20 protein-coding genes are annotated in these 24852 nt (G+C 71.6%); 14 read left to right on the top strand and 6 right to left on the bottom strand.

The genetic code is table 11. The features are described from left to right. Positions 1-15: 15 nt before the first annotated feature. Positions 16-867, top strand: a complete 852-nt coding sequence (locus tag ACZ58V_RS12035) for a PhzF family phenazine biosynthesis protein (RefSeq protein ID WP_468183670.1) — start codon at positions 16-18, stop codon at positions 865-867. A gap of 58 nt (positions 868-925) precedes the next feature. Then, positions 926-2284, top strand: a complete 1359-nt coding sequence (locus ACZ58V_RS12030; RefSeq protein WP_468186074.1) for a replication-associated recombination protein A — start codon at positions 926-928, stop codon at positions 2282-2284. A 102-nt stretch (positions 2285-2386) separates the two neighbouring features. On the opposite strand, the gene ACZ58V_RS12025 is transcribed toward ACZ58V_RS12030, so the two are convergent. Continuing rightward, positions 2387-2782, bottom strand: a complete 396-nt coding sequence (locus ACZ58V_RS12025) for a RidA family protein (protein ID WP_215117630.1) — start codon at positions 2780-2782, stop codon at positions 2387-2389. A gap of 138 nt (positions 2783-2920) precedes the next feature. On the opposite strand from ACZ58V_RS12025, the gene ACZ58V_RS12020 reads away from it, so the two are divergent. The 4 genes from ACZ58V_RS12020 (at position 2921) to ACZ58V_RS12005 (ending at position 6817) form a co-directional block, all read left to right on the top strand. Next, complete coding sequence (locus ACZ58V_RS12020) at positions 2921-3907, top strand: helix-turn-helix transcriptional regulator (protein ID WP_471289824.1); 987 nt, start codon at positions 2921-2923, stop codon at positions 3905-3907. 86 nt (positions 3908-3993) lie between these two features. Further along, the gene (gene pcaDC, locus ACZ58V_RS12015) at positions 3994-5298 is read left to right on the top strand and encodes a bifunctional 3-oxoadipate enol-lactonase/4-carboxymuconolactone decarboxylase PcaDC (RefSeq protein ID WP_468183676.1); all 1305 of its coding nucleotides are present in this window, start codon (positions 3994-3996) and stop codon (positions 5296-5298) included. 33 nt (positions 5299-5331) lie between these two features. After that, on the top strand, positions 5332-5967 hold the full coding sequence (locus tag ACZ58V_RS12010; protein ID WP_468183679.1) for an MBL fold metallo-hydrolase: 636 nt from the start codon (positions 5332-5334) through the stop codon (positions 5965-5967). 70 nt (positions 5968-6037) lie between these two features. Further along, positions 6038-6817 carry an exodeoxyribonuclease III gene (locus ACZ58V_RS12005; RefSeq protein ID WP_468183682.1) on the top strand — a complete coding sequence of 260 codons (780 nt, stop codon included), beginning with the start codon at positions 6038-6040 and terminating at the stop codon, positions 6815-6817. A gap of 51 nt (positions 6818-6868) precedes the next feature. On the opposite strand, the gene ACZ58V_RS12000 is transcribed toward ACZ58V_RS12005, so the two are convergent. Next, entirely contained in the window at positions 6869-8638 is a 1770-nt protein-coding gene (locus ACZ58V_RS12000; protein ID WP_471289822.1) for an SGNH/GDSL hydrolase family protein, read from the bottom strand. A gap of 219 nt (positions 8639-8857) precedes the next feature. Here ACZ58V_RS12000 and ACZ58V_RS11995 point away from each other — a divergent pair, with 219 nt between their 5' ends. Both ACZ58V_RS11995 and ACZ58V_RS11990 read left to right on the top strand, forming a co-directional pair. Beyond that, positions 8858-9265: a DUF6278 family protein gene (locus ACZ58V_RS11995; RefSeq protein ID WP_184588678.1), complete on the top strand. Its 408-nt coding sequence runs from the start codon at positions 8858-8860 to the stop codon at positions 9263-9265. Between the two features lie 152 nt (positions 9266-9417). Next, the gene (locus tag ACZ58V_RS11990; RefSeq protein WP_189726292.1) at positions 9418-10161 is read left to right on the top strand and encodes an amino acid ABC transporter ATP-binding protein; all 744 of its coding nucleotides are present in this window, start codon (positions 9418-9420) and stop codon (positions 10159-10161) included. Positions 10162-10384: 223 nt separating this feature from the next. Here ACZ58V_RS11990 and ACZ58V_RS11985 read toward each other — a convergent pair whose 3' ends face one another. Together ACZ58V_RS11985 and ACZ58V_RS11980 are read right to left on the bottom strand one after the other, a co-directional pair. Further along, a complete protein-coding gene (locus ACZ58V_RS11985) occupies positions 10385-11953 on the bottom strand; it encodes a CocE/NonD family hydrolase (RefSeq protein ID WP_468183690.1) in 1569 nt (522 codons plus the stop codon). Positions 11954-12069: 116 nt separating this feature from the next. Continuing rightward, positions 12070-12828, bottom strand: a complete 759-nt coding sequence (locus ACZ58V_RS11980; protein WP_471289821.1) for a hypothetical protein — start codon at positions 12826-12828, stop codon at positions 12070-12072. Between the two features lie 105 nt (positions 12829-12933). Here ACZ58V_RS11980 and ggt point away from each other — a divergent pair, with 105 nt between their 5' ends. Next, complete coding sequence (ggt, locus tag ACZ58V_RS11975; RefSeq protein ID WP_468183696.1) at positions 12934-14739, top strand: gamma-glutamyltransferase; 1806 nt, start codon at positions 12934-12936, stop codon at positions 14737-14739. Positions 14740-14790: 51 nt separating this feature from the next. Here the strand turns inward: ggt and ACZ58V_RS11970 are convergent, their stop codons facing one another. Then, positions 14791-17319: an ATP-dependent Clp protease ATP-binding subunit gene (locus ACZ58V_RS11970; RefSeq protein WP_471289820.1), complete on the bottom strand. Its 2529-nt coding sequence runs from the start codon at positions 17317-17319 to the stop codon at positions 14791-14793. 194 nt (positions 17320-17513) lie between these two features. Beyond that, a complete protein-coding gene (map, locus tag ACZ58V_RS11965) occupies positions 17514-18281 on the bottom strand; it encodes a type I methionyl aminopeptidase (RefSeq protein ID WP_468183702.1) in 768 nt (255 codons plus the stop codon). Between the two features lie 32 nt (positions 18282-18313). Between map and ACZ58V_RS11960 the strand changes: the two genes are divergently transcribed. The 5 genes from ACZ58V_RS11960 (at position 18314) to ACZ58V_RS11940 (ending at position 24792) form a co-directional block, all read left to right on the top strand. Next, on the top strand, positions 18314-18565 hold the full coding sequence (locus ACZ58V_RS11960; RefSeq protein ID WP_189726286.1) for a helix-turn-helix domain-containing protein: 252 nt from the start codon (positions 18314-18316) through the stop codon (positions 18563-18565). A 112-nt stretch (positions 18566-18677) separates the two neighbouring features. After that, positions 18678-20903, top strand: coding sequence for a hypothetical protein (locus tag ACZ58V_RS11955; RefSeq protein WP_471289818.1), 2226 nt, complete (start codon positions 18678-18680; stop codon positions 20901-20903). Positions 20904-21073: 170 nt separating this feature from the next. Further along, a complete protein-coding gene (locus ACZ58V_RS11950) occupies positions 21074-21916 on the top strand; it encodes a nitrilase-related carbon-nitrogen hydrolase (protein WP_471289817.1) in 843 nt (280 codons plus the stop codon). Continuing rightward, positions 21913-23199, top strand: coding sequence for an aspartate aminotransferase family protein (locus ACZ58V_RS11945; RefSeq protein WP_468183712.1), 1287 nt, complete (start codon positions 21913-21915; stop codon positions 23197-23199). The genes ACZ58V_RS11950 and ACZ58V_RS11945 overlap by 4 nt, the downstream gene beginning before the upstream one ends. A gap of 27 nt (positions 23200-23226) precedes the next feature. Continuing rightward, positions 23227-24792 (top strand): PucR family transcriptional regulator, encoded by a 1566-nt coding sequence (locus tag ACZ58V_RS11940; protein ID WP_468183715.1) that lies wholly within the window; start codon positions 23227-23229, stop codon positions 24790-24792. Positions 24793-24852 lie beyond the last annotated feature (60 nt).

Raw genomic sequence — 24852 nt, 5'->3', positions numbered from 1 at the left:
GACAGAACGGAACCCATGGGTACGTACGAGTACGTGGTGGCCGACGTCTTCACCGACGTCCCGCTGGAGGGAAACCCGACCGCGGTCTTCCTGGACGCGTCCGGCCTCCTCCCCGAGCGCATGCAGCAGATCGCGCAGGAGATGCACCTGTCGGAGACCGTCTTCGTCCTCCCCGCTGAGGACGACGGTGATGTGCGGGTCCGCATCTTCACCCCGGTGAACGAACTGCCGTTCGCCGGACATCCGACCCTGGGTACGGCCGTGGTGCTCGGCGAGCCGCACGCGGCGAAGGAGCTCCGGATGGAGACCGCCATGGGCACCGTGGCGTTCGAACTCGAACGTGACGACGACGGCCGGACCGTCGCGGCCGGCATGTGGCAGCCCCTCCCGACGTGGGAGCCCTACGACCGTGCGGACGAACTGCTCACCGGGCTCGACCTGGTGGCCACGGGCAGCACCCTGCCGGTCGAGGTCTACCACAACGGGCCCCGGCACGTGTTCGTCGGCCTGGACGGCGTGGCCGCGCTCTCCGCCGTCGAGCCGGACCAGAGGATCCTCGCGAGGCTGCCCGACATGGCGGCCAACTGCTTCGCGGGATCGGGTACTCGGTGGAGGCTGCGCATGTTCTCGCCCGCCTACGGCGTGGTGGAGGACGCGGCCACCGGCTCGGCCGCCGGTTCGCTGGCCGTACACTTGGCCCGGCACGGACTGATCCCGTTCGGGGAGTGGATCGAGATCCGTCAGGGGGTGGAGATCGGCCGTCCTTCGACGATGCGTGCTCGGGCGATGGGGACGCCGGAACGGATCGATGCGGTCCAGGTGGCGGGACCCGCCGTGGTCGTCGCCCGGGGAACGCTGTACGCGTAGGCGCCGAGAACGTATGAGTGACCGACCCATGACCAACCCACAAGGGACGGGTGGAGTGATGGCCGCCGAGGACGACGGGCTGTTCGCGTTACCGACGCCGGACGACACCCCGCCCCCTGAGCCCGAGCGGGCCGACGCCCCGCTGGCGGTGCGGATGCGGCCGCGTACGCTCTCCGAGGTGGTCGGCCAGGCGCATCTGCTGCGTCCCGGCGCGCCGTTGCGGCGGCTGGCGGAGGGCGGGGAAGCGGCGTCGGTGTTGCTCTACGGCCCGCCCGGCACCGGGAAGACCACGATCGCGCGACTGCTCGCCACCGTCGCCACCCGGCATTTCGTCGCCCTCTCGGCGCTGTCCAGCGGGGTCAAGGAGCTGCGCGACGTGATGAACGACGCGCGTCGTCGCCACGACCGCCAGAGCCGGCAGACCGTGCTGTTCATCGACGAGGTGCACCGCTTCTCCAAGACCCAGCAGGACGCGCTGCTCGGGGCCGTCGAGGACCGGATCGTGCTGCTCGTCGCCGCCACCACGGAGAACCCGTCGTTCTCCGTCGTTTCCCCGCTGCTCTCACGTCTGCTGGTCCTGCGGCTGAAGTCGCTGACCGAGGACGAGGTCCGCGAGCTGCTGCGGCGGGCGGTGAAGGACGGGCGCGGCCTCGACGGTGCGGTCTCGCTGTCCCCCGAGGCCGAGGACGCCCTGGTACGCCTCGCGGCCGGCGACGCCCGTAGCGCGCTGACCGCACTGGAGGCGAGTGCCGACGGGGTGACCGGCACCGGCGGCACGGAGATCGACGTCCCGGCCGTGGAGCGGGCCGTCGCCGAGACCACCGTGCGGTACGACCGGCAGGGCGATCAGCACCACGATGTCGTCAGCGCGTTCATCAAGTCGATCCGCGGCTCGGACCCCGACGCCGCACTGCACTACCTGGCCCGCATGCTCGTGGCCGGGGAGGACCCCCGGTTCGTCGCGCGGCGGCTGGTGGTGCACGCCAGTGAGGACGTCGGGCTGGCCGACCCCACGGCGCTGCAGGCCGCTGTCGCCGCGGCGCAGACGGTCCAGCTCATCGGAATGCCCGAGGCCCGACTCGCCCTGGCGCAGGCCACCGTGCATCTGGCCATGGCACCGAAGTCGAACACGGTGATCGTCGGGATCGACGAGGCCATGGCCGACGTCCGGGCGGGTGCCGTGGGCGAGATTCCCGCCCACCTGCGCAAGGGCCGCTACACAGGCGCCAGGGAACTGGGCAACGCGATCGGTTACCGCTACCCCCACCGCACGCCCGAAGGAGTCCTGGAACAGCAGTACCCGCCGGACGACCTCGTGGGGAAGGACTACTACCGCCCCACGCGGCACGGCGGGGAACGCGTCCTGCACGAGCGCCTCACGAAGCTCCGCCGCGCCGTCCGCGGCGAGGAGAGGTAGCGCCGACATCACCGGACCATGAGCCTCGGAATTCACGGCCAGTACGCAGACCGCTGCCCGTGCCGTTCGACGGGCACGGGCAGCGGAGGGGACCGGGTCACATCACGCGACGGCGGTGCCCTCGAGCTCGATCATCTGGCCGGGAATCGCCAGACGCGTCACACCGAGCATCGTGGTGGTCGGCGCGACCCCGGCGGCTCCCAGCCGGCCCGCCAGCACGCCGTAGTGCTGGAAGAGCAGGTCGACGTCGGTGGTGTAGACGTTGAGCCGGACGAGGTTGGAGAGGGTCATTCCGGCCTCGGCGAGCACGGCCTCGATGTTGTCGATGCTCAGCGCGAGCTGCGCCGCCATGTCACCGTCGTGCTCGGGCTTGCCCTCCTTGCTCATCGCGGTCTGACCCGAGATGTACAGGGTGCGCGAGTGCCCGGAGACGACCTCACCCTGGTTGAAGCCCATCTCGACCGACCACGACACCGGGTTGACCGCGTTACGTTCCATCGCCGCATCTGCTCCATTCGGTTCACTGACATGACGTACGTTCAACGAGTCGGCAGCCGCCAGGCTTTGACGTCGTGTGAAGGAGCCTCCCAACAAAACATGACACCCTTGGTCAGGTTTTCTCGATAAAGTTTTCACATGCGCGCCGACCGGTTGGTTTCCTTGGTGCTCCTGCTGCGGCAGCGCGGTCGGATGACCGCGGACACGCTCGCCCGCGAGCTGGAAGTGTCCACCCGCACGGTGCTGCGCGACATAGAGGCGCTGTCCGCGGCCGGAGTGCCGGTCTACGCCGAACGCGGCCGGCACGGCGGGTTCGCGTTGCTGCCCGATTTCCAGACAGCGCTCACCGGACTGAACCAGGACGAGGCACTGGCCCTGCTGGTCGCCGGATCACGGCGCGGTGCGCAGCTGTTCGGACTCGGTTCGGCGCTCGCCTCGGCCATGCTCAAGGTGGTCGACGCACTGCCCGAAGGCCTTCGGGACACCGCGGCCGGCGCGGCACAGCGATTGCTCATCGACCCGGAGACCGACCTCCTCTCGCGCCGCGTGACCGACGAGGACGTTTCCGAGGGCATAGTGGCCGAGGTCCGGCGCGCCGTGTTCGCCGGACACAAGCTGCATATCCGCTACGCGGCTGTGGACCAGCCCCCGAAGTGGCGCACGGTGGACCCGATCGGCCTGGTCACCGTACGCGAACAGGGCTACCTGCTGGCCAAGAGAGCAGGCGAGGACCGCACCTACCGGCTGTCCCGGGTGCTGGCTGCCGAGGAACTCGACGAACCCGCGCAGCGACCGGACACGGTCGACCTGGACCGGGCCTGGCAGGAACGCAACGCGCGGTTCCGGACCGGCGGCGACAAGGTCGCCGTGCTGGTACGGGTGGACCCCGCTCGCCGGGAGCAGCTGGTGGGCACCGCGCTGGCTGTCTGCGCCGAAGAAGCCGACTCGGACGGCTGGTTACGACTGAACGTGATCTTCCAGGATTCGCGCCACGCCGAATGGGCGCTGTGGCAGCACGCCACCTACGCGGAAGTCCTGGCCCCGCAGTGGCTGCGCACCTTGCTCCACGACCGCGCCACCGTGATCGCCACGCGCTATGGAACGCCATCCGTGAAGACGGTGTGAAAGTTACCCGGTGATACACGGAAGGCAGGTGTGAGTATCCGGGGGCCCGGGTCGGCGAAACCGGAATGGGCGGTTAGCGTGGAGCGGTGAGTGAGACCACGACCCCTGCCCTCCAGTACCGCTTCGACGGCCCGGAAGACGCCCCGGTCCTCATCCTCGGCCCCTCGCTCGGCACCACCTGGCACATGTGGGACCGCCAGATCCCCGAGCTGATCAAGCACTGGCGGGTCTTCCGGTTCGACCTGCCTGGACACGGCGGCGCTCCCGCCTACCCGGCGGGCTCGGTCAACGACCTCACCACACGGCTGCTGGCCACCCTCGAAGGGCTCGGCGTGCAGCGCTTCGGCTACGCGGGCTGCGCGCTCGGCGGTGCGGTCGGCATCCAGCTGGCCCTGCGCCACCCCGAGCGGCTCGCCTCCCTGGCGCTGATCGCGGCCTCGCCCCGCTTCGGCACGGCCGACGAGTTCCGGCAGAGAGGCGTGATCGTCCGCACGAACGGCCTCGACCCCATCGCCCGCACCTCGCCCGAGCGCTGGTTCACGGGCGGATTCGCCGCCGCGCAGCCGGCGATCACCGAGTGGGCCGTGCAGATGGTCCGCACCACCGACCCCGGCTGCTACATCGCCGCCTGCGAGGCGCTCGCCTCGTTCGACGTCCGGGCCGAACTCGGCCGCGTGGGCGTACCGACCCTGGTCCTCGTCGGCTCGGACGACCAGGTCACCGGCCCCGCCGAGGCCCGCACCCTGGTCGCAGGCATCCCGGACGCCCGCCTCGCCGTCGTCCCCGGCGCCTCCCACCTGGTGCCGGTGGAGCAGCCCGCGGCGGTCACCGACCTTCTGGTGCGGCACTTCTCCACGGCCTGGCAGCCCGCCTTCGAGACCTCCACCGGCCAGACGGCCCTGCCCGCGGCCGCCCTCAAGCCGGTGCTGTCCCCGGCACCGCCGCAGCCCCTCCAGACCGGTCCCGTCGCCGAGATCGCCCCGGTCGTGGCACCCCAGGCACAGGGGCGGCCCGACCCGTACGACGCCGGGATCAAGGTCCGCCGCGAGGTGCTGGGCGACGCGCACGTCGACCGGGCGCTGGCGCAGGCCGACGACTTCTCCGGGGACTTCCAGGAGTTCATCACCCGCTACGCCTGGGGCGAGATCTGGGACCGCCCCGGGCTCGACCGGCGCACCCGCAGCTCGGTCACCCTCACCGCCCTGGTCGCCGGCGGCCACCTGGACGAGCTGGCCTTCCACACCCGGGCCGCCCTGCGCAACGGCCTCACCCCGGGCGAGATCAAGGAGGTGCTCCTCCAGGCGGCCGTCTACTGCGGAGTACCGGCCGCGAACAGCGCGTTCAAGGTAGCCCAGCAGGTCATCCGCGAGGAGACCACGCCCCAGGAGTGAGGGCGCGCGCGACCCGGGAGGCAGGATGGACTCATGAAGCTCACGAAGATGTCGCACGCCTGCGTCCGTCTCGAGAAGGACGGCCGGACCCTCGTCCTCGACCCCGGCGGGTTCAGCGAGGAGGACGCCGCGCTCGGCGCGGACGCCATCCTCGTCACCCACGAGCACCCCGACCACTTCGACGAGTTCCGGCTGCGCGCCGCGATGGAGGACAACCCGGCCGCGCGGATCTGGACCCTGAAGTCGGTCGCGGAGAGGATCTCGTCCGCCTTCCCCGGCCGGGTCCACACGGTCGGCCACGGCGACAGCTTCAGTGCCGCGGGCTTCGACGTCCAGGTCCACGGCGAACTCCACGCGGTGATCCACCCGGACATCCCGCGCATCACCAACGTCGGCTACCTCGTCGACGGCGGCAAGGTCTTCCACCCCGGCGACGCCCTCACCGTCCCCGACCACCCGGTGGAGACGCTGATGCTCCCGGTCATGGCCCCGTGGAGCAAGATCTCCGAGGTCATCGACTACGTCCGCGAGGTTCAGCCGCAGCGCGCCTACGACATCCACGACGCCCTCCTCACCGACCTCGCGCGCCCGATCTACGACCGTCAGATCGGCAATCTGGCCGGGGCGGAGCACCTGCGGCTCACCCCCGGGGCGTCGGCGGACCTCTGAGGCCGGCCTCCGAGCCCCGGCCTCCGAGGCCGGGACGGCGTTGTCAGACCCTCCGGGTAGGTTGTGGGACATGCGCATCGCGACCTGGAACGTGAACTCGATCACCGCCCGCCTGCCGAGGCTCCTGGCCTGGCTGGAGAGCAGCGGCACGGACGTGCTGTGCCTCCAGGAGGCCAAGGTCGCCGAGGAGCAGTTCCCCGCGGAGCAGCTGCGCGAGCTGGGCTACGAGTCGGCGGTCCACGCGACCGGCCGGTGGAACGGCGTGGCGGTGCTCTCCCGCGTCGGCATCGAGGACGTCGTCAAGGGCCTGCCCGGCGACCCCGGGTTCGACGGCTCGGTGGAGCCCCGCGCCATCTCGGCGACCTGCGGCCCCCTCCGCGTCTGGTCGGTGTACGTGCCGAACGGCCGCGAGGTGGACCACCCGCACTACGCCTACAAGCTCCAGTGGTTCGAGGCCCTCAAGGCCGCCGTCGCCGGTGACGCGGCCGCCAGCCGCCCCTTCGCGGTGATGGGCGACTACAACGTGGCGCCGACGGACGACGACGTCTACGACCGCGCGGCCTTCGAGGGCGCGACCCATGTCACCGCCGCCGAGCGCGCCGCCCTGGCCTCCCTGCGCGAGGCGGGCCTGTCGGACGTGGTCCCGCGGCCCCTTAAGTACGAGCACCCCTTCACGTACTGGGACTACCGCCAGCTCTGCTTCCCGAAGAACCGCGGCATGCGCATCGACCTGGTATACGCCAACGCGCCGTTCACGAACGCGGTCAAGGACGCGTACGTCGACCGCGAGGAGCGCAAGGGCAAGGGCGCGTCGGACCACGCGCCGGTCGTGGTCGACCTGGACGTGTAGCCCACAGCGGCCGCAAGGTGACCGGCTCACAGCGGCCGCAAAACGACCAGCTCACAGCATCCGCAGGTCCACCGACTCCGCCAGCGCCGCCAGCCCCGCGTCCCCGGGATGCAGGTGGTCGCCGCTGTCGTATGCGGGCAGGATCCGCGCGGGGTCGGCCGGGTCGCGTACGACGGCGTCGAAGTCGAGCACCCCGTCGAAGACAGCGCCCTCGCGGATCCACTCGTTCACCGCGACCCGCTCGGCGTCGACGGCTGCCGTGCACCGCGTCTCGCCCTCGCACGGCAGGATCGTCGCCGCGAGCATCCTGAGGCCCCGGGCGTGCCCGCGCGCCGCCAGCTCCCGCAGCCCCGCGATCACCTGCTCCGCCGAGGTGCCCCAGCGCACGTCGTTGACGCCCTCGAAGACGATCGCCGTACGGGCCTCCGACTGGGCGAGGACGTCCCGGTCGAACCGGTGCAGGGCACTCACCCCGGCCGTGTCCGTGGACACCCCGTCGCCCGGATACCGGTCGGTGACCACACGGTTGCCCGAGACGCCCTGGTTCAGTACCCCGTAGCGCGGCACGGCGCTCTGCCGCAGCAGGCGGGCGGCCAGCACGTTCGGCCACCGCCGGTTCGCGTCCACCGTGGATTTGTCGCCGTCGGTGATCGAGTCCCCGAGCAGCACCACGGACCCGGGCCCGCCGCTCACATCGACCCCGGCGAGCAGCGGCCAGCTGGTGATCACCGTGGTGTACGCGCCGGCGGTGCCGTCCGCCGCGTGGTCGCCGGGCTCGCTGACGTACGACCGCTGCTGCGCGAGCCGGTGCAGGGGCGCCGCCGGCACCGGGCCGGGCAGATGGAAGCTGACCAGCAGGTTGGCGTCCGCCGGCACGGCGAAGCCCAGCGGATCGCTGTACGCCTGAGCCCCGGCCGGGATCTCCACGCTTTCCTTACCGGCGAAGGACAGCGGCACCGGCGTCCCGCGTGCCGCCGCGCCCGAGGCCTGCACGGCGACCGTCGCGCCGCCGATCCGTACCGGGGCCGCCGCGAAGGTGTTGTCGAACCGCATCCGAACCCGGGGCCCGCCCGCCGACGTGCGTACCACCAGCCGCAGCGTCCGGTCCGTCCAGGGCCCCACGGCCGCGTAGCCGCCCGTCGACGTCGTCCAGCTGCCCGTCCAGCCCTGTGTGGCGGTCCGTACCGACACCGCGAAGACGTGCAGTCCGGCGGCGCGCGGCAGCCGGACCGAGGCGAGCTCGCGCCCCGGCGTCAGCGGCACCGTCACCACGTACAGACGGGCCTGCTCGGCGAGTTGCCCGCCGGGCGTGTTGATGTGCGGCAGGGCCACCGCCTTCGTCGCGAGCGGCCCGGTGCGCCAGTCGGGCGCGGTCAGCCGGTAGCCGGAGCGGGTGCCGTTCGCGTACGTGACCGTGCCCGGGCCGCCCGCCTCCGGGCCGGCCGTGCCCGCCACCAGGAAGGCGAGGGCGTCGCCACGCCCCGTGACGCGGACGTCCTGTCCGGCGGCGCGGACGTTGTCCGGCTCGCCCGGCGCCCGCCGCGGCCAGGTCAGCCGGGCCCCCTGAACGGTCAGGGTGCGGCCGGGCGCCCAGCCCGCGGCCGTGAGGTCCCGTGCCGACAGGGAGGCACCGGCGCCGTCGAAGTCGGCCGCCGCGGGCCGGCTGTCGTCGCTGACGGCGATGTTGTCGAACAGCCGCTCAAGCGGCACCGGCGCGGCCCGTCTCTCCTCGGCGGCACCGACGGGCCGCGCCGACACCGTCGACAGCAACGATCCGCACAGGGTCAGAACGACCAGGATCCCCCGGACACATCGGCGCACGGCCGACTCCTCCCGCTCATCGACACACGACGCGACAACACCAAACGCAGGAACGGAACAGAAGACACCACGAACGCCGAGACACAAGACGCACGGTGAAGCTAGGGAGACAACAGGGACTCGTCAACGCGCCATGCGCGAACTCGGCGTGAACTCGACCGTCATCGAAGGCCCGCGCGCCTGTGGTGCGTACGGCGGTACGAATGACACGCTGGACGTATGAACATCCCTTTCCTGGGCAACCGGCGCCAGAAGGTCGGGTTCCCCGACCCCGCGGGCATCGCGGACCTGCTCGCCGAGTGCGAACTGCTCCGCTCCCAGGCGTCCCGGGCGGGGGTCCGGCTGGACGACTCGGCGGCCTCGCTGGAGGCGCTGGACCAGCTGCTGCCGCGCTGGCGGGACGACGAGGAGACCCTGGCCTGGCTCGGCAACGACGCCGGGCTCTACCTGGGCACCGTCATCGTGCGCACCGTTCCGGGAGCCGCCTGGGAGATCCGTTCCGACGGGCAGCCCGTCGTGCGGCTCACCTCCGGCAGGGAGTTCGACGTCGTGGACTCCGGGCACGAGTGGGCCGCCTATGGCGTGCCCGAGCTGTCGCAGCTGTACGCGGAGGTCGCGGAGGCGTGAGGCCCATGACCGCACCCATGACCGCACCCTTTGAGCCAAAGTGCGATGTAAATACGGCTAATGATCGAAAAGTGCGTGTCGCCCGACAAGTCCGATCTTGCCTGGATACGTTGCGGCAACCACGACACAGCTGAGAGTGAGTAGGGCTGAGTATGGCCGTAGATCCGCTGATCGAGCTGCGTGACGTCAACAAGCACTTCGGGGAGCTGCATGTCCTGCGGGACATCAACCTCACCGTCGGCAAGGGGGAGGTGGTCGTGGTCATCGGCCCCTCGGGGTCGGGCAAGTCGACACTGTGCCGGGCGATCAACCGGCTGGAGACCATCGAGTCGGGGACGATCGTTCTCGACGGACAGCCGCTGCCCGAGGAAGGCAAGCCTCTGGCCCGGCTGCGCGCCGACGTCGGCATGGTCTTCCAGGCGTTCAACCTCTTCGCCCACAAGACCGTCCTGCAGAACCTGTCCCTGGGGCAGATCAAGGTGCGCGGGCGCAAGAAGGAGGACGCCGACAAGCGCTCCCGGGAACTCCTCGACCGGGTCGGCGTCGCCGACCAGGCGGACAAGTACCCGGCGCAGCTCTCCGGCGGTCAGCAGCAGCGCGTGGCCATCGCCCGTGCCCTGGCCATGGAGCCCAAGGCGATGCTCTTCGACGAGCCGACCTCGGCCCTCGACCCGGAGATGATCAACGAGGTGCTGGAGGTCATGAAGCAACTGGCCCGCGACGGTATGACCATGATCGTCGTCACGCACGAGATGGGCTTCGCGCGCTCGGCCGCCAACCGCGTCGTCTTCATGGCCGACGGCGGAATCGTCGAGGACCGCACCCCTGACGAGTTCTTCACCAACCCCACCAGTGACCGCGCCAAGGACTTCCTCTCCAAGATCCTCAAGCACTGAACGGGCAGGCACCGGACGGCTCATCGGATCGGACCTCGACTACGATGTGCCCTTCATCCCTGTCGGAGAGGGGGACTTCGCCGAAATCCGCCGATCCCGTCAGGGGTGAGGAGACCGCCCGCCCGGTCCGCGGGATGTTCCCGCCGGGCGTGGCCCCCACGGCCCTTCCGGCCACGGGGGCGGCGGTTCACATCGGCCAGGCCCGTCCGGCGGCAGCCGGAGATCACTGCTCGCGCAGCGGGACCGACACGTACGACGGGTCGTTCGCAGGCGAGGAGAAGGTCAGCTGCGCGCCGGACGGGTTGTGCTCGATGTAGAGCGGGTCGACCGTGTCGACAACCAGGGCGAGGCGATGCCCGGCCGGGACGTCGTAGGCCGTGGAGTACAGCTCCAGGTCGACGCCGAACGGCTTTCCGGGGGTGCGCCCGTGGAAGGTGTACGGCGCGTTGGAGACCAGCTTGCCGAGGCCGAGCGGCCCCACGTCGTAGAGGTAGGCGACGAGGGTGCCGCTCTCCTTGGTCGGGGTGAGGGTCGTGTGCAACTTCGCGGTGCCGCGCACCTGTTGGGCGTCCCCGTACTTCTCCGACTGCCACACGGCGGCCCAGCGGCGGGGGAGCAGCGGGATCGAGGCCATCGGGGGCAGCTGGGCCACCTGGTCGAGGATGCTGGACAGGAAGACGACTCCGCCGTCCGCCCCCGAGTTCACGTTCGCGCGGATCGTGGTCGTGCCCGCGAGGGCGATCTTCCGATCGGTCGCGGCGACCGACTTCCAGTCCGGGTAGCCCTCGTAGCCCCCCGAGGAGCGGGACTTGAGCTGGACGGGCTGCTCACGGTCGATGCCGTTGTCCTCGCCCCTGAGGTAGTGGTCGAACCAGCGCGTGGTGTCCTTCCATACGTCGTTGGGCAGCCCGAACAGGCCGGTCAGCTCGGCCGTGGCGTGGTCTCCGGGCCGCATCTCCAGCCGCTTCGGGCCGGTCAGCTTCTCGTAGAAGTCGGCGTACTGGTTGGGCGGGAAGATCGTGTCGCCCCAGGCGTTGGCGAGCATGACCGCCGCGCCGTTCTTGTTGATCTGGTCGACATAGGTCGCAGCGGAACGTTTCTTCCCCCAGGCGATGAGCTCCGGCTCCTTCGCCAGGTTGGAGCGGTAGAAGTCGTCGAACGTCTGGCGGAGTTCGGCGCTCTGCCGGCCCGTGACGATGCTCGCGCCGTCCAGCAGGGCGGACGCCTGGACGTGCTGGGTGCGTCCGGCGTAGATGGAGTCGATCAGGTCCGCCCATCCGCTCAGTGACGCGACCGCCTTGACCCGCTTGTCCTGCGCGGCGGTGAGCAGACTGATGCCGGCGCCGTAGGAGACGCCCGCCATGCCGATGTGCCCGGCGTCCGAGGGGGTGTGGGCGAGTGCCCAGTCGATGACCTTCGAGGCGTCGGCGATGTCGGGTGGGCCCGCTACTTCTATCTCGCCGCCCGACTGCCAGAAGCCGCGCACGTTGTACGTGACCACGACGTACCCGGAGTCGGCGAGTTTCTGTGCCTGGGCCAGATACTCGATCTGGGGCAGCCCCCAGCTCGTGGGCATGACGAGCAGCGGGTAGCGGTGTGTGCCGTCGGAGCCCGCCGGGGTGACGACGTTGGCCTTGAGGACGGTGCCGCCCTCGCCGGTGATGTCGACGAAGCGGACGGGGTTCGGCGCCGCCTGTGCGGTGGGGGCGAGTCCGAGGGCTGTGCCGGCGACCAGGGTGGCCGAGACGGCGCCTACGGCGGTGGTGCGCAGGGCCTTGCGGGTGTGTCCCACGGGTCACTCCTCACTCGTGTAAGTGCAAAGTGACCAGACGGTAACCTCGCTCCCTTACCAGTGGTAACCCGTCGGTAAGTTACGTGCCAGTAACGATTGTTGAGAAGTGGAGGACTTCAGGAGGCCCGGTGGCTGTTGCGTGGAGTGGCAGGGGTGGGCAGCGGGGTCTGAGCCGCGCGCGTCACGTCCTCCACCAGTTCGACGACGTCCGGGCCGTACGCCTGCGAGTTGATCACCTTCAGCAGCAGCGCGAAGGAGCTGTTGCCGTACTTGCGGGCCAGTTTCTCGTGGTTGCGGGCGAGGTAACGGGTGGTGGCCTGGTTGGTGATCGAGGTCTGGCCGCAGAAGAGGTAGACGGGCCGGGTGTTCTGGCTGCGCTCGGCGGTCAGCCGGGCGAGCAGCGCGTACTCCTCCTTGTCGTTGTCCACGCGGTAGCGCTCGGAGCCGATCTGGAACGATCCCCGGTCCGGCCCCGGTTCGGAGTCCATGTTCACCCGCACCCCGGGGAGCAGGGAGGACAGATGGGCCGCCATGCGGCGATTGGAGGCGGGGCCGCCGACACAGAACTCCGTCCGCTCGCCGAAGCCCTGACGTGCCGTGTCGTGCGGCAGTATCTGGGCGTGGGCGTTGCAGTCCTTGATCAGCGCGGCGAGTTCGAGGAGGGCGAACACGTCGTAGCGCATCACCGCGAACTCGGGACCCCCGGCGTTCCGGTTCACCACCAGCAGCGATTCGGAGTTGTCGGGCAGCCCGAAGAAGGACTGCTTCCGGCGGAGCCTGCGCTTCCACAGATAGGTGCGGGCCACCCAGCCCAGCCCGGCGCTGATCCCCGCCGCGACCACACCCAGGACTATGTTGCGCACGTCGTCATTCATGGGCGCGCATGCTAGCGGGCGTCGACGCACCGGTGTTCTACGCGTGCCTGACGCGACCATGGCGATGAATTAAGCTGCGCGGACGGCCTTTGACTGGAGGTGCGGATGCGTCGCCCTGTCGCGCGAAATCTGACGGTCCTGGCGGTTTCGGCCGCCGTGGTGGTGTCGGTGGGGGCGTCGGCGCCACCCGCCGCGCAGACCACCGGCGGTGAGAAGACTCCCCTGGCCGTCGGCTACGGCGGCGCTGTCTCCAGCGTCGACCCGGACGCCTCGGCCGCCGGGATCGAGGTCCTGCGCAAGGGCGGCAACGCCGTCGACGCGGCCGTCGCCACAGCCGCCGCGCTCGGCGTCACCGAGCCCTACTCCGCCGGCATCGGCGGGGGCGGCTACTTCGTCTACTACGACGCCAAGTCCCGCACGGTGCGCACCATCGACGGCCGCGAGACCGCTCCGCTGTCCGCCGACAAGAACCTGTTCACCGAGAACGGCAAGCCCATCCCGTTCGCCGGGGCCGTCAGCAGCGGCCTGAGCGTCGGCACGCCCGGCACGCCCGCCACCTGGCAGACGGCGCTGGACCAGTGGGGCAGCCGGCGGCTCGCGAGCGTCCTGAAGCCGGCCGAGCGGCTGGCGCGCGACGGTTTCACGGTCGACGAGACCTTCCGCTCGCAGACGGCGTCCAACGAGACCCGCTTCCGCTACTTCCCGGACACCGCCGAGCTGTTCCTGCCGGGCGGTCGGCTCCCCGTCGTCGGCTCCACCTTCAAGAACCGCGACCTCGCCCGCACCTACGCGGAGCTGGGGAGCAAGGGCGTCGGCGCGATCTACCGCGGCGGCCTCGGCCGGGAGATCGTCGACACGGTCAACAAGCCGCCCGTCGACCCGGCTTCCGGCTGGAACGCCCGCCCCGGCGACCTGTCCGCGAAGGACCTGGCCGCCTACCGCACCAAGCTCCAGGCACCCACCAGGACCTCGTACCGTGGCCTCGGCGTCTACTCCATGGCGCCCTCGTCCTCCGGCGGTACGACGGTCGGTGAGGCGCTCAACATCCTGGAGCGGACCGACCTGTCGAAGGCGAGCAAGGCGAAGTACCTGCACCGCTTCATCGAGGCGAGCCGGATCGCGTTCGCGGACCGGGGGCGGTGGGTGGGCGACCCCGCGTTCGAGGACGTGCCGACGAAGGAGCTGTTGTCGCAGAGGTTCGCCGACTCGCGCGAGTGCCTGATCAAGGACGACGCCGTGCTCTCCAGCCCGGTGCCGCCGGGCGATCCGCGTCATCCCGAGCGGTGTGGCTCCGGTGGCAAGGCCGCTCCGACGACGTACGAAGGTGACAGCACCACGCATCTGACGGTCGCCGACAAGTGGGGGAACGTCGTCGCCTACACCCTCACCATCGAGCAGACCGGTGGCAGCGGGATCACCGTGCCGGGGCGGGGGTTCATCCTCAACAACGAGCTGACGGACTTCTCCTTCACGCCGGCGAACCCCGCCGTGCACGACCCGAACCTGCCCGGGCCCGGGAAGCGGCCCCGGTCGTCGATCTCGCCGACGATCGTGCTCGACCGGCATGACCGGCCCGTGGTGGCGCTGGGGTCGCCGGGTGGGGCGACGATCATCACGACCGTCCTGCAGACGCTGACCGGGTTTGTCGACCGGGGGTTGCCGCTGGTCGATGCGATTGCCGCGCCTCGGGCGAGTCAGCGGAATGCCGCGCAGACCGAGCTGGAGCCGGGGCTGTACGACAACGCCGAGTTGAGGAAGCAGCTCGAGGCGATCGGGCATTCCTTCAAGGTGAACCCGGAGATCGGGGCGGCTACGGGTGTTCAGCGGCTGCCGGGTGGGAAGTGGCTGGCAGCCGCTGAGACGGTACGGCGGGGTGGGGGATCGGCCATGGTGGTGCGGCCGGTTCGCTGAAGGGTTTCGTCCGCGGGTGCGTGGGGGCTGAGCGCGCAGTTCCCCGCGCCCCTACGAGGGCGTTGCCGTCTGGAACGTCAAGTGGCCGTCCTCGGTGTCCACCGTGACCTGGCCACCCTCCTCCACCCTGCCGTCCAGCAGAAGTCGGGAAAGCTCGTTGTCCACCTCGCGCTGGATCGTGCGGCGCAGCGGGCGGGCGCCGTACTCCGGCTGGTAGCCGTGGTCGGCCAGCCATTCCACCGCTCGGTCGGTGAAGGTCACCGTGATGCCCTTGTCGTGCACGAGGGAACGGGTGCGGTCCAGCAGGAGGTTGGTGATCCGGCGGAGCTGTTCCGTGGTGAGCTGGCGGAAGACGACGATCTCGTCGATGCGGTTGAGGAACTCGGGGCGGAAGTGCTCGCGCAGCGGGCGCAGGATCTGCTCGCGCCTGGCCTCCTCGTCCGCGTCGGCGCCGCCTGACGCGAAGCCCAGCGTGCCGCCGCGGCGGGTGATCGCCTCGGAGCCGAGGTTGCTGGTCATCACGATGACGGTGTTGGTGAAGTCCACCGTGCGGCCCTGCGAGTCGGTCAGCCGGCCGTCGTCGAGGACCTGGAGCAGGATGTTGAAGACGTCCGGGTGCGCCTTCTCGACCTCGTCCAGCAGCAGGAGCGAGTACGGGTGGCGGCGGACGACCTCGGTGAGCTGGCCGGCCTCCTCGTGGCCGACGTAGCCGGGCGGGGCGCCGATCAGGCGGCTCACGGTGTGCCGCTCCTGGTACTCGCTCATGTCGAGGCGGACCATGCGGTCCTCGCTGCCGAACAGCGACTCGGCGAGCGCCCGGGCCAGTTCGGTCTTGCCGACCCCGGTCGGGCCGAGGAAGAGGAAGCTGCCGATCGGCCGGTCCGGGCTGGCCAGACCGGCTCGGGAGCGCAGCACCGCGTCGGAGACGACCCGTACGGCCTCGTCCTGGCCGACCACCCGCTCGTGCAGATGCTCTTCCAGGCCCAGCAGCCGGTCCTTCTCCTCCTGGGTGAGGCTGGCGACCGGGATGCCGGTCTGCCGGGACACCACCTCGGCGATCGACTCCGCCCCGACGACGAGGTCCTGGCCCTCGTCGATCTCGCTTTCGCCGCCGGTCTGGGCGATCCGCTGCTTCAGGTCCACGATCCGGTCGCGCAACTGGGTGGCCTGCTCGTACTGCTCGTCCGCGACCGCCTGGTCCTTGTCCCGGGTCAGCTGCTCCAGCTCCCGTTCCAGGGCCCGTACGTCCGTGCCCTTGGTCTTGGCCCGCAGCCGCACCCGGGCGCCGGCCTGGTCGATCAGGTCGATGGCCTTGTCCGGCAGGCGGCGGTCGGTGAGATAGCGGTCGGACAGCTCCACGGCCGCCACCAGCGCCTCGTCGGTGTAGCGGACCTGGTGGTGGGCCTCGTAGCGGTCCCGCAGGCCGCGCAGGATCTCGATCGCGTCCGCGGGGGTCGGCTCCGGGACCATGATCGGTTGGAAGCGGCGGGCCAGTGCCGCGTCCTTCTCGATCCGGCGGTACTCCTCCAGGGTGGTGGCGCCCACGATGTGCAGTTCGCCGCGGGCGAGGGCCGGCTTGAGGATGTTGCCGGCGTCCATCGAACTGCCGTCGCCGCCACCGGAACCGGCGCCCACGACCGTGTGCAGCTCGTCGATGAAGACGATCAACTGTTCGGAGTGGGCGCGGATCTCACTGACGATGTTGTTCATCCGCTCCTCGAAGTCACCCCGGTAGCGGGTGCCCGCGACCACCCCTGTGAGGTCCAGGGCGACCACGCGGCGCCCGATCAGGATGTCGGGCACGTCATCCTCGGAGATGCGCTGGGCCAGCCCCTCCACGATGGCGGTCTTGCCGACGCCCGCGTCACCGATCAGCACCGGGTTGTTCTTGCCGCGGCGGGAGAGGACCTCGACGGTCTGCTCGATCTCCTGGTCCCGGCCGATCACCGGGTCGATACGCCCCTGCCGGGCCAGTTCGGTGAGGTCACGGCCGTACTTGTCCAGGGTCGGCGTGTTCGTCGGGCGCGGCCGCTCGGCCTGGGGGACCTCCGGCGCCTCGGGCGGGGTGGAAGGCGCGAAGCGGGCCGCGTTCAGGATGTGCCCGGCGGCCGAGTCGGGGTTCGAGGCCAGGGCGCTGAGCACATGCTCCGGGCCGATGTAGCCGTAGCCGCGGGCCCGGGCCATGTCGTGCGCGTCCAGCAGGGCCCGTTTGGCGGCCGGGGTGAGGGACAGGGTGGTGGGCGGCGGTGCGTCCTCCGGGCCGTGCTGGGCCGGGCCCGACCGGTCGTCGATCTCCGACGCCAGCGAGTCGGGATTGGCCCCCGCCTTGCTGAGCAGGGTCCGGGTGGGCTCGGTGGCGAGCGCCGCCCGCAGCAGATGCTCCGTGTCGAGGTCCCGGCTGCCGTGCTCGGCGGCGTACTGGGCGGCGCCGCGGACGAGCTCCCGGGCCGGCTGGCTGAGCAGCCGCCCGAGGTCGATCTGCCGGGGACCCGGACGCGGTCCGCCGAAGAAGCGTGCGAGGAATTCTCCGAAGGGGTCCGAGCCGTAGCCGCCCTCCGGGCTGGTGAAGCCGCTGCTCATGGGCCTTCCGTTCCCGGCGTCCCCGGCGCCCGCGCGGGGGGACGCCCTCGCTGGTCGACGTGCCGGGGTCGGGTAACCCGGGTGGCAGCCGGTTACACCTGGGGCGCGCTCGTAGAACACCTTCGCACGATCGTCGGCAGCGGGCACCTTCGGGACATTTCCGGAGGATCAGGGATGGCCGGTGTGGTTCGGCTTCAGCGCGCCGTCAGGATCCTCGGTCCGGAATCCGTGATCGCCACCGTGTGCTCCGCGTGGGCCGCGCGGGAGCCGTCGTTCGTCTTCAGGGTCCAGCCGTCGGGAGCCGCGTGATAGTCGTCCGTACCACCTCCGATGACCATGGGCTCGATCGCCAGCACCATGCCGTGCCGCAGGCGCATGCCCCGTCCCGGCCGGCCCTCGTTCGGCACCCCGGGGTCCTCGTGCATACGGCGGCCGATGCCGTGGCCGCCGAAGCCGTCCGGGATGCCGTAGCCGGCGTCGCGGCACACCGTGCCGATCGCGTGGGCGATGTCGCCGATGCGGTTGCCCACGACGGCTGCCTCGATGCCCGCGGCGAGGGCCCGCTCGGCGGTCTCGACCAGGCGCAGATCGGCCTCGCGCGGGGTGCCGACGACGAAGCTGAGGGCCGAGTCGCCGACCCAGCCGCCCAGTTCGGCGCCGAAGTCGAGGGACACGAGGTCGCCGTCGCGCAGTCGGTAGCGGTCCGGGACGCCGTGCACGATCGCGTCGTTGACCGAGGCGCAGAGGACGGCGGGGAAGGGGGTCGGCGCGAAGGAGGGCCGGTACCCCAGGAAGGGCGAGGTCGCGCCCGCCTCGCGCAGCACGTCGTGCGCCACCTCGTCCAGTTCCAGCAGGGAGACGCCCACGTCGGCGGCCTTGTGCGCGGCCGTCAGGGCACGGCCGACGACCTGGCCCGCTTCGTACATGGCGTCGATCGATGTGTCGGTCTTGAGTTCCACCATGCCAATTACTATACCGGTATTAGAATGGGGGCATGGTGCGCACCCCTCTCACCCCCGAAGAGCGCGAACGCGGCGAGCGGCTGGGCCGGCTGCTGCGTGAGGCGCGTGGCGACCGGAGCATGACGGAGATCGCCGCGAACGCGGGCATCTCCGCCGAGACCCTCCGGAAGATCGAGACCGGGCGGGCCCCCACGCCCGCCTTCTTCACGGTGGCCGCGCTGGCCGGCGTGCTCGGGCTGTCCATGGACGAAGTGGCGGAGCGGTGCGTGCCTGCACCGGTCTGATGACCTGGTACTGAGGCTCCCGCGTCGCGCGCGAAAACTCCCCGTAGCACTCCTGTAACACGACTGGTGTTGCCTACGGGGCGGAGCGCTCCGGTCAGGCGGGAGTTGAGCGATGGCAGCGGATCAACTCCCGGGCAGGGTCCGGGAGTTCGCGAACTACCTGGACGGTCTGCTGGCACGCCTCGACCCGTCCGGCGGCTGGTGCGCGGTGTTCTGGCAGCGCGACCCGGAGGGCATGCGGGCCTGCCTCGACGGGCACGAGATGCCGCCCTGGGACGTGGTGGAGGCGCTGCTGCAGGACCTCGCCCGGCAGTACGGCCCCGGGGGCGCGGGCCCCGAGACGGAACGCGCCCGGTCCCTGCATGCCGCCGCCCTCACCGCGTACGATGCCCGGCCGGGCGGCCGCGACGCCCTCGGAGACCGGCTGGACGTCATGCTCCGCGAGCAGAGATACGCCGCCGAACGCCAGGCCGACCTGAGCCGCCTCCTCGCCTCCGCCACCACCCGAGAGCAGGCCGACGCTCTCCGCCTCGACCTCGCCTGGGCCCACGACGACCACGAACGGGCCACGGCACGCTGCGGGGAGCTGCGCGGCCGGATGTCCCGCCTGGACGACCGCGACCGCGGCGCAGCCGCCTTCTTCGAGGGGCGAGGTGTCGCGACCGGGCCGGGGGGCGTCCCGGGTGCGAGAAGTGAGGGGGCGCCGGGGGCCTTCGGCAGCGGGGGAGGGGCCGGGCCTGCGCGCGGTGGCCCGGCTCCGGGGCGACCCGAGGGTGTGCGTGGCGGGGCGGCTTCGGGGCGTGCCGCGGGGATGCGTGGCGGGGAGGCGCCAGGGGCTGCCGGGGGTGTGCGTGGTGGTGAGATGCCAGGAGCTGCCACGGGTGAGCGTGGCGGCGAGGCGTCAGGGGCTGCCGCGGCGATGTCCGGCGGCGGGGCGCCGACGGATGCTCCGCGCGGCGGCGCCGGCCCGAGCGGGCCGGCTGATGTGTTCGGTGGCGCGAGGTCGGCGGCGGGCGCCCCGGTGTTCAGGGCTGGTGCGGTCGGGGACGGATCCCGTGCGTCCGGCGGCCGTGCGGCCGAGGGGGGTGTCGGCGCGTTCGGTGATGGCGGGGCCGAGGGTGGTGTCCGTGCGTATGGTGCTGGCCCGAGTGGGCCGGCTGATGTGTTCGGTGGCGCGAGGTCGGCGGCGGGCGCGCCGGTGTTCGGGGCTGGTGCGGTCGGGGACGGATCCCGTGCGTCCGGCGGCGACGAGGTCGGGGACGGATTCCGTGGGTTCGGCGGCGGTGCGGTCGGGGACGGATCCCGTGCGTACGGCGACGGGAGGGCGGCGGCCGGGGCGTCTCCCCGGGATCAGCGTGGCCCGGGCGGCCCGTACGACCCCGGGACGCCCGCCGAGCCGTGGCACCCCATCCAGCAGCCTGCGTCCGGCACTGGCGGTGGCGCCGGTCGGCATGAGACCCGGCATGCGTACGACGGCCCGGAGCCGGAGCGCGACGCCCAGGAGCATCCGGCGGGCCGGGCCGTTCCCCCGGAAGCCGGCGGTGCCCCCACCACGTTTCCAGCCCCCGAGCCCCCGGCTCCCCAACAGCCCACCCCCAAGCAGCGCAAGCGCCGGCGCGGCAGTGCCCGGTTCGCCGGGATGGACGAGGAGGAGGCCGCGCCCGTCGTCGTGCCGCCCGCTGCCGTGCCGACGCTGCCCGAGCCCGCCCCCGTGGCCGGCCGCAGCCGGCGCGGCGCCCGGTTCGCCGGGGCCGCCGAAGAAGCCGCGGCCCAGCACGTCGTGGAGCCGCAGGGCGAGGCAGGCGGCGCGGCGGACCGGACGGAGGTCGCGCGGACCGTCGAGGCGCTGGCGCGGCTGCGTGCCGAGGGGCGGAGCGGGGAGGCGCACGTGCTGCTGGTCGAGCTCACCTCCTCGGCCCCCGCCCGGTTCCCGCTGCTCGCGGGCGAGCTGGAACGGGCCGGGCTGGGCGCGGACTGGCAGACCCTGCTGTGGGAGGCCGCCTCGCTGCCCGCAGGGCGGCTGGTCGCCGCGGCGGACGCGCTGGGCGCGGCCGGGCGCGTGGCGGACGGGCAGCAGATCCTGCGGCAGGGCGTCGCCCGGCCGCCGGCCGAGATCGGTGCGGCCGTCCTCGGCCTGGCCGCCGAGGGGCGTCACCGCGAGGTGCGCGCGCTGCTCGACGCGTATGTGAGAGCCCGCACCCCCGAGGAGGCCGCCCGCAGCGCCGAGCCCGATCCGGGGCGCCTCGTACCGCTCCTGCTGGAGGCCGCCCAGGGCGTGTCGGACGAGCGCCGCTGGGATCTCGTGCACGCGCTCCGGGTCGCCGGATTCGCCGCCTGACCGGCGACGCCGTGCCCCGGGCGACTCACCCACAGGAGTGCGAATCGCGCTCTGCCCAGCGGGTTGGCGACGATGGTCTTGGCAAGCCCGAGCCGGAGGCTTACGTTCGTGGCTCTACTGTCCGCTTCTACGGGCGTAGAGACGCAGACGTCGCGTCGAAGGAGCAGCTCATGGCCAATGTCGTACGTGCCGCTCTGGTCCAGGCCACCTGGACCGGCGACACCGAGTCCATGGTGGCGAAACACGAGGAGCACGCCCGCGAGGCGGCCCGCCGGGGCGCGAAGATCATCGGCTTCCAGGAAGTCTTCAACAGCCCCTACTTCTGCCAGGTCCAGGAGCCCGAGCACTACCGCTGGGCCGAGCCCGTCCCGGCCGGCCCGACGGTGCGGCGTATGCGGGCGCTCGCGCGCGAGACCGGCATGGTGATCGTCGTGCCGGTGTTCGAGGTCGAGCAGTCCGGCTTCTACTACAACACCGCGGCCGTGATCGACTCCGACGGCGGCTACCTCGGCAAGTACCGCAAGCACCACATCCCGCAGGTCAAGGGCTTCTGGGAGAAGTACTACTTCAAACCCGGCAACCTCGGCTGGCCCGTCTTCGACACCGCCGTCGGCAAGGTCGGCGTCTACATCTGCTACGACCGCCACTTCCCGGAGGGCTGGCGCGAGCTCGGCCTGAAGGGCGCCCAGCTGGTCTACAACCCCTCCGCCACCCACCGGGGCCTGTCGTCCCACCTGTGGCGGCTGGAGCAGCCCGCCGCGGCCGTCGCCAACGAGTACTTCGTCGCCGCGATCAACCGCGTCGGCCAGGAGGAGTACGGCGACAACGACTTCTACGGGACGTCGTACTTCGTCGACCCGCGCGGACAGTTCGTCGGCGACGTCGCCAGCGACAGCAAGGAGGAGCTCGTCATCCGCGACCTGGACCTCGGCCTCGTCGAGGAGGTGCGGCAGCAGTGGGCCTTCTACCGCGACCGCCGCCCCGACGCCTACGAAGGGCTGGTGCGGCCGTGACCGACGACCTGCTGGGCCGCCACCGGGCCGTGCTCCCCGACTGGCTCGCCCTCTACTACGAGGAGCCCCTCGAGATCACCCACGGCGAGGGCCGCCACGTCTGGGACGCCCACGGCAACCGGTACCTCGACTTCTTCGGCGGCATCCTCACCACGATGACCGCCCACGCGCTGCCCGAGATCACCAAAGCGGTGAGCGAGCAGGCCGCGCGGATCATCCACTCCTCGACCCTGTACCTCAACCGGCCCATGGTCGAACTCGCCGAGCGCGTCGCCCAGTTGAGCGGCATCCCGGACGCCCGGGTCTTCTTCACCACCTCCGGCACCGAGGCCAACGACACCGCCCTGCTGCTGGCCACGACGTACCGGCGCAGCAACACGATCCTGGCGATGCGCAACAGCTACCACGGCCGCTCCTTCAGCTCGGTCGGCATCACCGGCAACAGCGGCTGGTCCCCGACCTCGCTCTCCCCGCTGCAGACGCTGTACATCCACGGCGGCGTGCGCACCCGCGGCCCCTACGCGGACCTGAGCGACGCCGAGTTCATCGCGGCCTGCGTCGAGGACCTCAAGGACATGCTCGGCCACACCCGCCCGCCTGCCGCGCTGATCGCGGAGCCCATCCAGGGCGTCGGCGGCTTCACCTCGCCGCCGGACGGGCTGTACGCCGCCTTCCGCGAGGTGCTGAACGAACGCGGCATCCTGTGGATCGCCGACGAGGTGCAGACCGGCTGGGGCCGCACCGGCGAGCACTTCTGGGGCTGGCAGGCCCACGGGCGCAACGGACCGCCGGACCTCATGACCTTCGCCAAGGGCATCGGCAACGGCATGTCCATCGGCGGTGTCGTCGCCCGCTCCGAGATCATGAACTGCCTGGACTCCAACAGCATCTCCACGTTCGGCGGCACCCAGATCACCATGGCGGCGGGCCTCGCCAACCTCAACTACCTCGTGGAACACGACCTCCAGGGCAACGCGCGGCGGGTCGGCGGCCTGCTCATCGAGCGGCTGCGGTCCGCCGCCGCGCAGGTGCCGGCCGTACGGGAGATCCGCGGGCGCGGGCTGATGATCGGCATCGAGGTGACCAAGCCCGGCACCGACGAAGCCGACCCGAAGGCCACCGCGGCCGTCCTGGAGGCGGCCCGCGAGGGCGGCCTGCTGCTCGGCAAGGGCGGCGGCCACAACACCAGCTGTCTGCGCGTCGCCCCGCCGCTGTCCCTCAACGTCGCGGAGGCCGAGGAGGGCGCCGCGATCCTCGAGAACGCTCTGAGGAGCATCCGGTAGCAGCGCACTGAGGCAAGGGAAGTCGCCATGGCCACCACCCCGGACACCTGGGAACCCGCTCTGTCGGTCCGGCAGGTCCTCACCCTGGAGCGGGTGCTCGCCGGGGAGCCCGAGGTGGTGGCAGGGGCGAGCCATCTGGACCGGCCGGTGCGCTGGGTGCACGTCGCCGAGGCCGCCGACGTCGGTGTGATGCTCAGCGGCGGCGAGATGGTCCTCACCACCGGAGTGCTGCTCGCCGGCGACGAGGACAAGCAGGCCGAGTACGTCCGGTCACTGCACCGCGCGGAGGCCGCCGCCGTCGTCCTCGGACTCGGCCGCGCCTTCCCCGCCGCGCCGGACGTGATGCGCCGGGCGGCCGAGCGGTGCGGGCTGCCGATGGTCGTCCTGCACCGGCCCTTTCCCTTCGCCGAGCTGACCGAGGAGGTCCAGTCACGGCTCGTGCGACGAAAGTTCGCCGCCGTCAGCCTCTCCGAGGCCGTCCGTACCGAACTCACCGCTCTCATCACCGCGGGCGCTCCGCTGCAACGCCTGCTCGACGAGGTCGCCCGGCACAGCGCCTGCCCGGTCGTCGTCACCAACCTCGCCCACCGCGTCCTCGGCACGGCGGGGGAGCGGCCCGCGGTCGACGACGTCCTGCGCGACTGGGAGCGCATCGCCCGCCAGGCCGGAGGCACCGAGGGCGACGGCTGGATCCGGGCCGAACTGGGCGGACGCGGGGAGCGCTGGGGCCGCATCGTGCTGTGCGGCTACCGAGGCGACACCGCCACCGGGCGGCTGCTGGCCGACCGCGCCGCCGAGGCCCTCGTCCTGCACCGCATGCTCGGCGGCACGGCGGCCTGCTCCTGGGAGGAGCAGTCCGCGCAGAGCTTGCTGACCGACCTGGTCAGCGGTGTCGTACCGGCCCGGCAACTGCTGCCCCGGGCTCGCGCCGCCGGGCTGCCCGTCAACCGGCGGACCTTCGTGCCGCTGGTCGTCCGCGACGGCGACACCGGCCGGCTCGACCGGCTGCTGCGGCTGCTGGGCCTGCCCGGACTGGTCGCCGAACTGGCCGACGGCGCCACCGCCGTACTGCTCAGCCTCGCCCGCGACCAGGACGCCGACGCCCTCGCCGCGCACTTCGCGAACCGGCTGCGGACCGAGTCCGGTTCGGCCCGCACGATCGTCGCCGCCGCCGACCCCCGGGCCGTCTGGGACGACGTACCCGCGGGACTGCGCGAGGCCCAGCACGTGGCGGACGCGGTCGCCGATTCCGTGGCGGCCCTCGACCTCTCGCCCGTCGTCCGCCTGAAGGACGTCCACCTGCGCGGTCTGATCCGTCTCCTGCGCGACGATCCGCAGGTGCAGTCCTTCGCGGAGCGCGAGCTGGACGGGCTGCTGTGCGAGACCGACGAGGACCTGCTGTCCGTCCTGCGCACCTATCTCGCCACCGGCCGCAACAAGTCCCGCACGGCCCAGCTCCACCACGTCTCCCGCCCGGCCCTCTACCGTCGCCTGGAGGCGATACAGGGCCGCCTCGGGGTGGACCTCGACGACTTCGAGCAGGCCGCCTCGGTGCACATCGCACTCCTGGCGCACGACGCGCAACAGCAGTGAAACCTGTGACCACCTGGGAAAACGGCGGTGAAACATGGACCCACGGAAGGGTGACACGGT

This window comes from Streptomyces sp. NPDC040589 (assembly GCF_055594445.1).
This window is presented reverse-complemented; position numbering and strand designations above follow the sequence as displayed.

What these genes read in the sequence shown, in the direction of transcription:
- ACZ58V_RS12035 (WP_468183670.1), top strand. Translation starts at nt 16, where the DNA reads ATGGGTACGTACGAGTACGTGGTGGCCGACGTCTTCACCGACGTCCCG.
- ACZ58V_RS12030 (WP_468186074.1), top strand. Translation starts at nt 926, where the DNA reads ATGGCCGCCGAGGACGACGGGCTGTTCGCGTTACCGACGCCGGACGAC.
- ACZ58V_RS12025 (WP_215117630.1), bottom strand. Translation starts at nt 2,782, where the DNA reads ATGGAACGTAACGCGGTCAACCCGGTGTCGTGGTCGGTCGAGATGGGC.
- ACZ58V_RS12020 (WP_471289824.1), top strand. Translation starts at nt 2,921, where the DNA reads ATGCGCGCCGACCGGTTGGTTTCCTTGGTGCTCCTGCTGCGGCAGCGC.
- ACZ58V_RS12010 (WP_468183679.1), top strand. Translation starts at nt 5,332, where the DNA reads ATGAAGCTCACGAAGATGTCGCACGCCTGCGTCCGTCTCGAGAAGGAC.
- ACZ58V_RS12005 (WP_468183682.1), top strand. Translation starts at nt 6,038, where the DNA reads ATGCGCATCGCGACCTGGAACGTGAACTCGATCACCGCCCGCCTGCCG.
- ACZ58V_RS11995 (WP_184588678.1), top strand. Translation starts at nt 8,858, where the DNA reads ATGAACATCCCTTTCCTGGGCAACCGGCGCCAGAAGGTCGGGTTCCCC.
- ACZ58V_RS11990 (WP_189726292.1), top strand. Translation starts at nt 9,418, where the DNA reads ATGGCCGTAGATCCGCTGATCGAGCTGCGTGACGTCAACAAGCACTTC.
- ACZ58V_RS11980 (WP_471289821.1), bottom strand. Translation starts at nt 12,828, where the DNA reads ATGAATGACGACGTGCGCAACATAGTCCTGGGTGTGGTCGCGGCGGGG.
- ggt (WP_468183696.1), top strand. Translation starts at nt 12,934, where the DNA reads ATGCGTCGCCCTGTCGCGCGAAATCTGACGGTCCTGGCGGTTTCGGCC.
- ACZ58V_RS11970 (WP_471289820.1), bottom strand. Translation starts at nt 17,319, where the DNA reads ATGAGCAGCGGCTTCACCAGCCCGGAGGGCGGCTACGGCTCGGACCCC.
- map (WP_468183702.1), bottom strand. Translation starts at nt 18,281, where the DNA reads ATGGTGGAACTCAAGACCGACACATCGATCGACGCCATGTACGAAGCG.
- ACZ58V_RS11960 (WP_189726286.1), top strand. Translation starts at nt 18,314, where the DNA reads ATGGTGCGCACCCCTCTCACCCCCGAAGAGCGCGAACGCGGCGAGCGG.
- ACZ58V_RS11955 (WP_471289818.1), top strand. Translation starts at nt 18,678, where the DNA reads ATGGCAGCGGATCAACTCCCGGGCAGGGTCCGGGAGTTCGCGAACTAC.
- ACZ58V_RS11950 (WP_471289817.1), top strand. Translation starts at nt 21,074, where the DNA reads ATGGCCAATGTCGTACGTGCCGCTCTGGTCCAGGCCACCTGGACCGGC.
- ACZ58V_RS11940 (WP_468183715.1), top strand. Translation starts at nt 23,227, where the DNA reads ATGGCCACCACCCCGGACACCTGGGAACCCGCTCTGTCGGTCCGGCAG.